This window comes from Mesorhizobium sp. M0040 (assembly GCF_040323505.1).
In the GTDB taxonomy this organism is placed as follows: Bacteria; Pseudomonadota; Alphaproteobacteria; order Rhizobiales; family Rhizobiaceae; genus Mesorhizobium.
Genome location: NZ_JAMYVA010000093.1, coordinates 1 through 8,993, shown reverse-complemented (window position 1 = coordinate 8,993; position 8,993 = coordinate 1). Strand labels below are relative to the sequence as shown.

The 8,993-nt window shown below is 63.0% G+C and carries 9 protein-coding genes; 5 read left to right on the top strand and 4 right to left on the bottom strand.

Features of this window, described 5'->3' with window-relative positions:
* Positions 1-6 precede the first annotated feature (6 nt).
* From NKJ91_RS32750 to NKJ91_RS32740, 3 genes are all read right to left on the bottom strand, one after another.
* Positions 7-363, bottom strand: a complete 357-nt coding sequence (locus NKJ91_RS32750; RefSeq protein ID WP_352458800.1) for a DUF488 domain-containing protein — start codon at positions 361-363, stop codon at positions 7-9.
* A 57-nt stretch (positions 364-420) separates the two neighbouring features.
* Positions 421-1,677: an aminopeptidase gene (locus NKJ91_RS32745; RefSeq protein ID WP_352458799.1), complete on the bottom strand. Its 1,257-nt coding sequence runs from the start codon at positions 1,675-1,677 to the stop codon at positions 421-423.
* Positions 1,678-1,757: 80 nt separating this feature from the next.
* Positions 1,758-2,672, bottom strand: coding sequence for a LysR substrate-binding domain-containing protein (locus NKJ91_RS32740; protein ID WP_352458798.1), 915 nt, complete (start codon positions 2,670-2,672; stop codon positions 1,758-1,760).
* Positions 2,673-2,766: 94 nt separating this feature from the next.
* On the opposite strand from NKJ91_RS32740, the gene NKJ91_RS32735 reads away from it, so the two are divergent.
* The 3 genes from NKJ91_RS32735 to sbmA all read left to right on the top strand — a co-directional run bounded on the left by NKJ91_RS32735 (position 2,767) and on the right by sbmA (position 5,636).
* Positions 2,767-2,976, top strand: coding sequence for a hypothetical protein (locus tag NKJ91_RS32735; protein ID WP_352458797.1), 210 nt, complete (start codon positions 2,767-2,769; stop codon positions 2,974-2,976).
* Positions 2,977-3,089: 113 nt separating this feature from the next.
* The gene (locus NKJ91_RS32730) at positions 3,090-4,244 is read left to right on the top strand and encodes a YbfB/YjiJ family MFS transporter (protein ID WP_352458796.1); all 1,155 of its coding nucleotides are present in this window, start codon (positions 3,090-3,092) and stop codon (positions 4,242-4,244) included.
* A 114-nt stretch (positions 4,245-4,358) separates the two neighbouring features.
* The gene (sbmA, locus tag NKJ91_RS32725; RefSeq protein WP_031211034.1) at positions 4,359-5,636 is read left to right on the top strand and encodes a peptide antibiotic transporter SbmA; all 1,278 of its coding nucleotides are present in this window, start codon (positions 4,359-4,361) and stop codon (positions 5,634-5,636) included.
* A 25-nt stretch (positions 5,637-5,661) separates the two neighbouring features.
* Here sbmA and NKJ91_RS32720 read toward each other — a convergent pair whose 3' ends face one another.
* A complete protein-coding gene (locus tag NKJ91_RS32720) occupies positions 5,662-6,654 on the bottom strand; it encodes a polysaccharide deacetylase family protein (RefSeq protein ID WP_352458801.1) in 993 nt (330 codons plus the stop codon).
* Positions 6,655-6,858: 204 nt separating this feature from the next.
* Here NKJ91_RS32720 and NKJ91_RS32715 point away from each other — a divergent pair, with 204 nt between their 5' ends.
* Positions 6,859-7,524, top strand: coding sequence for a tetratricopeptide repeat protein (locus NKJ91_RS32715; protein ID WP_023674063.1), 666 nt, complete (start codon positions 6,859-6,861; stop codon positions 7,522-7,524).
* Positions 7,525-7,530: 6 nt separating this feature from the next.
* Positions 7,531-8,964 (top strand): ribosome biogenesis GTPase Der, encoded by a 1,434-nt coding sequence (gene der, locus NKJ91_RS32710; protein ID WP_352458795.1) that lies wholly within the window; start codon positions 7,531-7,533, stop codon positions 8,962-8,964.
* The last annotated feature ends 29 nt before the right edge of the window (positions 8,965-8,993 follow it).

Sequence of the window (8,993 nt, the reverse complement as noted above, 5' to 3'; positions counted from 1 at the left end):
GCGTGACTAATTGATCCCACGCAAATAGCTCGCCAGTGCCACCGCATTGTTGTGCGCGTCGTCATGGGCGCCGTAGAGCAGCGTCACCTTGCCTTCACGGAGCAAGGCACGTAGTTCCGCCACCGACTCGCCGTTCCGGTCGAGCTCATCGCGGTATCGCCGCTGGAACTCCGCCCAGCGCGCCGGCTCATGGCCGAACCATTTGCGCAACGCATTGCTCGGCGCGATGTCCTTTAGCCATAGCGTCAGCGCCGCGTCCTCTTTGCGGACGCCGCGAGGCCATATGCGATCCACCAGCACCCGCTGCCCGTCATCGGGCGCCGGCGGCTCATAGATGCGCTTGACCGCGAGCTCCATTGCCAACTCCGCATGGGCCAGCAGGCGCCGCTGCTTGCTGGCCTTCGTTTAGAGATCCCGGGCCTAAACCCACTCGCCCTTGCGCATCACCGGCACGCGGCTGCCGTCCTTATGGACGCCGTCTATGTCGATCTTATCCGAGCCGATCATCCAGTCGATGTGGATGAAACTCTTGTTGCCGCCCCGCGCCGCGATCTCGTCCTGGCCGAGCGAGGCGCCGTCGACGAAGCACTTCGAATAGCACTGGCCGAGCGCGATGTGGCAGGCGGCGTTCTCGTCGAACAGCGTGTTGAAAAACAGCAGCCCGCTCTTGGCGATCGGCGAGGAATGCGGCACAAGCGCCACCTCGCCGAGACGGCGCGAGCCTTCGTCGGTATCGAGCACCTTTTGCAGCACATCCTCGCCCTTCGTGGCCTTGGCCTCGACAATGCGGCCCGCCGCGAAACGCACCGCAATGCCGTCGATCAGGGTACCCTGGTAGGACAGCGGCTTGGTGCTGGTGACATGGCCTTCGACGCGCCTTGCATGCGGCGTGGTGAAAACCTCTTCGGTCGGGATGTTGGGGTTGCAGGTGATGCCGTTCTTGGCGGTCGAGGCGCCGCCCATCCACTCGTGGCCGTTGGCCAGCCCGACGGTCAGGTCGGTGCCGGGGCCGGTGAAATGCAGCGCGTGGAAATTGTGGCCGTTCAGCCATTCGGTGCGGCTCTTCAACGCCGCATTGTGCGCCGTCCAATTGCCGATCGGGTCTTCGACATCCACGCGCGAGGCGGCAAAGATGGCGTCGGCGAGCTTGGCCACCGCGACGTCTTCGGCGTCGTCCGGGAAAACCTGCTTGGCCCAGGCCTGATCGGGATAAGCGACGATGTTCCAGTTGATGTCGAAGCCGGTGATCCTCTCCAGCGCCGGCTGGTAAGCCATCGAATTCGCCTTGTTGGCACGCGCCACCTTTGCCGGGTCCTGCGCCGAAAGCAGCGACGGATCCTCGCCGCGCACGGCAAGCCTCGCCGCATTGTTGGCGAAGGCTTTTGCCATGCCTTCATAGAGCCAGCCGGCGGCGCGGTCGAAGCCGGCGTCGGCGCCGTAGCGGAAGCGCGCGAGAGTGATCTCATCGTCGTTGAAGATCGGCGTCACCAGGCCCGCGCCTGCCTTGTAGGCGTGCTCGACGATCCGCCGCGTCAAAGGCAGCGCGGCAATAGACGAGGTCAGCACCAGATCCTGCCCCGGCTGCAATTGCAGCCCGACCTTGACGGCGACCTCCGCCAGCCTGTCGAGCTTCACCGGGTCGATGCTTGCGGAAACGCCGCGCGAATGTGTGGTCATGATCCTGCCTGCCGTGATTGGGGACTGTTTCTTACATAGACCGGCGCTGCCGACCTTTCCACTGTGATGTGCCGGCAGGTTTAGCGCGCGCTCTCGAGCGATCTGAACTGCGCCATCGTCGCCTCGATCTCTTCGAGCACCCAGATCTTGAAATCCCTGACCTTACGGCTTTCGCTCTTGCTGGCCGAGGTCACCAGCCAATAGCCGAGGCCGCTCTGGGCGCGTATGCCGAACGGCGCAACGAGACGGCCGTCGGCCAGCGCGTCGGCGGCCAGCAACTGCCAGCCGAGCATAACGCCGTGGCCGGCAATCGCCGATTCCAGGCACAGCATCGGGTCGGTGAAGCGCGCGCCTTTCATGAAGGTGACCGGCTTCACCCCGGCCGCTTCGAACCAGCTCTCCCAACTGATCATCGATCTTTCGTCGGTGATCGCACAGGTCAAAGCAAGGTCCTCGATCGATTTCAGCTTGCTGGCGATCACCGGTGCACAGACCGGAAACACCTCCTGCGCCAGCAGCAATTCGGCCCGCCCGCCCGGCCATTTGCCGTCGCCGAGCCGAATGGCGACGTCGATGTCCGAACGATCGAGATCGGCAAGCCGCACCGAGGCATCGATGCGCAGGAGCACGTTCGGATGGCGGGCAAAATGCCGCGACAGCCGCGGCAGCAGCCATTTCGAGGCGAAAGCCGGCGCCACCGAAACCACCAGCGTGCACTCCGAGCTTTCATCGGCAAGCGCCACCGCCTGTGCGAGTTCGCGAAACCCGGCGCTGAGCCGCGCGGTAAAGACGGTGCCGAATTCCGTCGCCACCAGGCCAGCCGGCGTTCGTTCGAACAGCGCCCGGCCGAGTTGTTTTTCTGTTCGGTTGATCTGCTGGCTAACGGCGCTGACCGAGACGTTGAGCTCGCTGGCCGCCGCCGCGAGCGAGCCCAGGCGCGCGACGGCTTCGACGGCGCGTAAGCCGTTGAGGTGGACGCGGTTCAGCATAGCCATACAGTTTTTCTAAACTCGAACGGCTGAAATCTCAATTGCCAGACTGCCGGATGCCGGATTCTAAGTGGGCTACTCAGAGTGAGGAGGCAATCTGATGAAGATTTTGTCATGGCTCGGCGCCTTTTCCCCGATCGGAACGCAGCCACACTGGCATGACAGCGAGGCCACCAGCTGGGTGACCGATCCGCTGTCGCATCCGGTGCTCGACAGCATGTCGGAGCGCGAACTCGCCGACATGCCGTTCAGGCTGACCGCGCGGCGCACTCGCTTCGAGACGGCCTCGACAAGAACCTGCTGCGGCTGAGTCTCCTGAACGAAGCACTTCAGGTGAGCCGGCCGCCGACGCGGCTGCGCAGCCCTTCTGGCCCAATAAAAGGCGGATTGTCTCACCGGCAGGCGCACCTATTGTGCACCGCGATGAACATCGCTTCGCCTTTGCGCCTGGCAATCGCCGGCATGATTGCCCTGGCCGTCGCCATGGGCATCGGCCGCTTCGTCTATACGCCGATCCTGCCCGGCATGATGGAAGAGCTCGGCCTGTCGCCGGCCGATGCCGGCTGGATCGCATCGGCCAATTATCTCGGCTACCTCGTCGGCGCGCTTGCCGCCACCGGCGGCTGGGCGCAAGGCCGCGAGCGCCAGCTGATGCTGGCCGGCCTTGCCGCCACCGCGATCCTCGCCGGCCTGATGGGCCTGACCGGTACCATGCCCGCCTTTCTCGTCATCCGCTTTCTTGCCGGCCTCGCCAGCGCCTTCGTGCTGGTCTTCATGACCAGCATCGTTTTCGGTCATCTCGCCGCGACGGGGCGAAACGACCTGCAGGCGCTGTATTTCGGCGGTGTCGGCCTCGGCATCGCGGCATCCTCGGCGCTGTTGGCGCTCCTCGTCACCGAACACGCCGGCTGGGCGGCGGGGTGGCTGTGGTCGGCGGTGATTTCGGCCTGCGGCTTTGCCGTCGTCGCGTTGCTGGCTGCCGGCACCTCGACCGCGAACAGCGTTGCCGGGCCCGAGCCGGCACTGCCAAAAAACCCGTCGCTGGTGAAGATCATTGTCGCCTACGGCCTGTTCGGCTTCGGCTACATCGTCACGGCGACGTTCCTGGTCGCCATCGTCCGCCAGGGCGGCGGCGGCCGCGTCTTCGAGGCCGTGGTCTGGATGGTCACCGGCCTTGCCGGTTTCCCCTCGGTCTGGCTGTGGCAGAAGCTCGCGGCCAGGATCGGGCTTTATGCCACCTATGCCTTGGGATGCCTGGTCGAGGTGGTCGGCGTCAGCGCCAGTGTCGTCATGGGCGGGCGCACCGGGCCGCTGCCCGGCGGCCTTCTTGTCGGCGGCACCTTCATCGCCCTCACCGCGCTTGGCCTGCAGACCGGGCGGCAGCTGGTCCCGCAAGCACCACGCCGGATGCTGGCGATCATGACGGCCGCCTTCGGCCTTGGCCAGATCATCGGCCCGATCGTCGCCGGGCTGCTTGCGCAGGCCTCGGGTAACTTTTTCCTCGCCTCGATCGTGGCCGCCACCGTCCTGCTCGCCTCGGGTGCGATCGCCTGGTCGGCTGCGCCAAAATCGCCATGATTATGGTCTTGCTCGGCGCCGGGCGTTGGGCACGGGCATTTTCTTTCCCGCTAATGTGTGACTTTATGCCCGCTGAACCCGCTGATTTGCGCATCGACCGAGGATTTCGCCACAGTGTTCGTATCGTTTTTTCCGCAGCCGAAGCTGTTCTTCAGTTCGGTCGCCGTCTGGAGCCTCGCGGCCGTTCTGTTTTGGTTTTTTGGAGGAGAGCAACTTGGAGCAGTGTTTGGACTGCCCCCGATGGCCGCCGGCGTCGACAAGATCATTGGCGTGTCGCTCTTTTGGTCGAAGCCATTTCTCTGGTTCTATATATATTTTGCGGCTGTCGTCCTCATCTTCTACGGCTTTTGGGCCTGGTACCGACCTCATCCATGGCGGAATTGGTCGATCCTTGGCACCTCACTGATTCTCTTTGTGATCTATTACCAGGTGCAGGTAAATGTCGCCTTCAATGACTGGTATGGCCCTTTCTACGATCTTATTCAGAAGGCTTTAGGCACACCGTACTCTACGACGCCGTGGGACTTCTATATCCAACTGCTGACAATCATGTGGATTGCGCTTCTGGCTGTGACCGTTGGCGCCCTCAACCGGTTTTTTGTAAGTCATTGGATATTTCGTTGGCGCACCGCAATGAACGAATACTACATGACCAACTGGGAAAGATTGAGGCGCATCGAAGGTGCGTCCCAGCGTGTTCAAGAAGACACGATGCGCTTCTCCAGCACGATGGAGGATCTGGGCGTAAGCTTAGTCGGGTCCATCATGACACTGATAGCGTTCCTTCCCGTGCTGCTGCATCTCTCTGAAAACGTCACGGAACTGCCGATTGTCGGCACGGTGCCTTACTCCCTGGTCGTTGTAGCAATCCTTTGGTCGGCCTTCGGAACTACTTTCTTAGCTGCGGTAGGAATCAAACTGCCGGGTCTCGAATTCCGCACCCAACGTGTCGAGGCAGCCTACCGCAAAGAATTGGTCTATGGTGAGGACGATGCAGATCGCGCCCAACCGCCAACTGTCGCTGACCTTTTTAGAAGTGTAAGAAGCATCTATTTTCGTAAATACTTCCACTACTTATATTTTAACGTCGCTAGAATATTCTATCTACAGATCGACAATATATTTCCATATATTGTTCTTGTTCCTACGATGGTCGCGGGAAAGATCAAGCTCGGCGCTCTGAACCAGATTCTCAACTCCTTTGAGCAGGTCCGATCTTCATTTCAGTATCTGGTCAATGCCTGGCCGACGGTCGTGGAACTGATCTCGATCTACAAGCGCCTGCGCGCCTTCGAGGCGACGCTCGAGGGCGAGCCACTGCCCGAAATCGACCAGCGTTATCTCGAACGTGAGCAAGCCGGCTTGCGTCCGGAGGATCAGCCGGCAAGCTGAGATGGGGCAGCGGCGAGCACTGGGCTCAGCCGCCCACCGCCGCCTGCCTTTCGCCTCGCCGCGATACATAATCGCGAAAACTGATGCACTCGACGTCCGCCTTGACGCAGACCTCGCCGGCAAAGCGCTCCAGCGCGTTCCAGTAGGCGCCGTCATTCATCAGCGTGAAGTGGAAGCCGAGCTCCAGCGGAATGCGCTTGCCCTGATATTGCGCATCGAAGGCGGCGCGGAACGCGTGATAGGTCCGGCCGGCGAACTCTTCTGCCATGCTCGGCCGCTCGAAGCCGCCGGAATGTCTGACATAGAGATTGTAATCCATGGCGATCACCCGCCTTGAGCTCGGCCCTTCCGGGATCTGCGGCAGCGAAAAGCGCGTGATGCCGTTGACGGTCGGCGGCTCGACCGGCCCACGCGAGACGCCGCTTGCGTCGAGCAGGAAACCGGCCGCGGGCAGCGCCTCGTAGAGCGCCTTGTTTGCCGACAAATAAGGCGCGCGGAACCCGACCACCGACTTGCGCACGAAATCGCGCCAGCCCGTTGGTTCGGGTGCGATGCCGTTGATCGAATAGGCGTTTTCGAGAATATGCTTGAACGAGCCGAACTCGCTTAGCCAGTCGGCTTTGCTCCAGTCCTTGCCATCGAAATGGCCGCAGCCATGGCTGCCGATGTCGTGGCCTTCCGAGGCGGCGTGGTTGATCTGCTCGAGCCGGTCGGCGACTTCCTGTTTGGAGGCGGCGAAGCCGATATTCGATCTGCCTTCTGTCTTGCCGGGCGCGGTGTATTCCTTGCGTGTCTGCGGCGACAGCAGGAACACGCAGGAGACGAAATAGGTGAAATGCGCGCCTGTGCGCCGGGCCAGCGCCCGGCTGCGCTGCCACTGCGAAATGTCGCGGGCGCTGTCGAATGAGATGATGACGATCTGCTTCGGTTTTGCCGGCGCCGCCGGCGGGTCGGCAAAAGCCGCGCCGGTAGTAAGCGCGGCAATCGAAAACGCAACAACGCGGGACAAACGGGGCAAAGGCATCTGACCGGATCAAGGAATGTAGAAGCGACGCCTACCGGTGAAATATGGCACGGGTAGGATCGACCTGTGCGGCCGCCGTTGGCGGCGACTGCCTCGTGAATAGGCGATTTTCCTGCCGAACCCCTTCCATACCGGCAAAATTTCGCTAAAACGCGGGCTCATCAACCGCCCCGGCCGGGGCATGAATGGTTTTGATCCATGTCGGACGACAGTTTTATCCGCGAAGTCAACGAAGAGATTCGTCGCGACCAGGCGCATGCGCTGTGGGATCGTTTCGGTCCCGCCTTGCTTGTGCTGGCCGTGCTGGTGGTGCTCGGCACTGCTGCTGTCGTCGGCTACCGCTATTGGGACGAGACCCGCGCCAACCGCTCGGGCGATGCTTTTTCGCAGGCGCTCAAGCTCGCCAATGACGGCAAGAACGACGAGGCGCTTGCCGCTCTGGAGGCGTTGGAGAAGGACGGCTACGGCGCCTATCCGCTGCTCGCCCGCATGCGCGCGGCAACCGTCAAGGCGGACAAGGGCGACGTCGACGCCGCCGTCAAGGATTTCGACGAGGTCGCCGCCGACACCAAGATCCCCTCGGGCATTCGCGACATGGCTCGTCTCAGGGCAGCGCTGCTTCTTGTCGACCACGGCTCTTTCGCCGATGTCTCCAGCCGCGTCGAGGCGCTCACCGCCGACACCAACACGCTGCGCCATACGGCGCGCGAGGCGCTTGGCCTTGCCGCCTGGAAGGAAGGCAAGGCGGCCGATGCATTGAAGCTGTTCGACCAGATCGCCGCGGATGATGGCGCCCCGCGCAACACGCGTGAGCGGGCGACTTTGATGTCCGAGCTGATCCGCGGCTCGGGCGGCGTGTCGTGATAGTCCATGACCTTCAAAGTCGCCATCATCGGCCGGCCTAACGTCGGCAAATCGACCCTTTTCAATCGGCTGGTGGGAAGGAAGCTGGCGCTTGTCGATGATACGCCCGGCGTTACCCGCGATCGCCGCGTCCATGCCGCAAAACTCTACGACCTGCATTTCGACGTCATCGACACCGCCGGCTTCGAGGATGCGGCTGCCTCGACGCTGCCCGGCCGCATGCGCGCCCAGACCGAGATCGCCATCCGCGAGGCCGACCTGATCTTTTTTACGATCGATGCCAAGTCCGGGCTGATGCCCGACGACAAGACGTTCGCCGAGATCGTGCGCAAGTCCGGCAAGCCGGTTGTCGTCGTTGCCAACAAGGCTGAGGCGCGCGGCGCCCAGGGCGGCATGCTGGAGGCCTGGGAGCTCGGCCTTGGCGAACCGATCCCGGTCTCGGCCGAACACGGCCAGGGGCTGCCCGATTTGCGCGACGCGGTGATCGCAGCACTTGGCGAGGCGCGCGCCTTCGGCGAGGACGAAGAGGCCGGCGAGGATGAGGTCGCCGCCAGCGAGGTGCTGATCGGCGAGGACATCACCGACCCGGACGCCGAGCCGAGCTATGACGACACCAAGCCGATGCGCATCGCCGTCGTCGGCCGCCCCAACGCCGGCAAGTCGACGCTGATCAACGCACTAATCGGCGAGGAGCGGCTGTTGACCGGCCCTGAGGCCGGCATCACTCGCGATTCCATCTCGGTCGACTGGGACTGGCATGGCCGCCGCTTAAAATTGTTCGACACCGCCGGCATGCGCCGCAAGGCCAGGATCCACGAGAAGCTCGAAGTGATGTCGGTGCAGGACGGCTTGCGCGCCATCCGGTTTGCCGAAATCGTCATCATCGTGCTCGACGCCACCATTCCCTTCGAGAAGCAGGATCTGCAGATCGCCGACCTGATCATCCGCGAGGGCCGTGCCCCGGTGATCGCCTTCAACAAATGGGACCTTGTCGACCATCCCCAGGAGTTGCTGGCCGAGCTGCGCGAAAAAACCGAGCGGCTGCTGCCGCAGGCGCGCGGCATGCAGGCGGTGCCGGTGTCGGCCGAGACCGGGCGTGGCCTCGACAAGCTGATGGATGCCGTCATCAGGACGCATCGAGTTTGGAACAGCCGTGTGTCGACCGGCAAGCTCAACCGCTGGCTGGAAGGCATCCTGGCGCATCATCCGCCGCCCGCCGTCGCCGGGCGCCGGCTGAAGATCAAATATGTCACGCAGGCCAAGACGCGGCCGCCCGGCTTCGTCGTCTCCTGCTCACGGCCGGATGCGATGCCGCAATCCTACGTCCGCTATCTCTCGAACAGCCTGCGCGAGGCTTTCGACATGCCCGGCGTGCCGATCCGCATCGCCTTGCGCACCTCGGACAATCCTTTCGCCGGCAAGGCAAAGAAGCGCCGCTAGATCATCATTGGCGGAACCTTGCGAGACGT

What these genes read in the sequence shown, in the direction of transcription:
- der (WP_352458795.1), top strand. Translation starts at nt 7,531, where the DNA reads ATGACCTTCAAAGTCGCCATCATCGGCCGGCCTAACGTCGGCAAATCG.
- NKJ91_RS32715 (WP_023674063.1), top strand. Translation starts at nt 6,859, where the DNA reads ATGTCGGACGACAGTTTTATCCGCGAAGTCAACGAAGAGATTCGTCGC.
- NKJ91_RS32740 (WP_352458798.1), bottom strand. Translation starts at nt 2,672, where the DNA reads ATGGCTATGCTGAACCGCGTCCACCTCAACGGCTTACGCGCCGTCGAA.
- NKJ91_RS32730 (WP_352458796.1), top strand. Translation starts at nt 3,090, where the DNA reads ATGAACATCGCTTCGCCTTTGCGCCTGGCAATCGCCGGCATGATTGCC.
- NKJ91_RS32745 (WP_352458799.1), bottom strand. Translation starts at nt 1,677, where the DNA reads ATGACCACACATTCGCGCGGCGTTTCCGCAAGCATCGACCCGGTGAAG.
- NKJ91_RS32735 (WP_352458797.1), top strand. Translation starts at nt 2,767, where the DNA reads ATGAAGATTTTGTCATGGCTCGGCGCCTTTTCCCCGATCGGAACGCAG.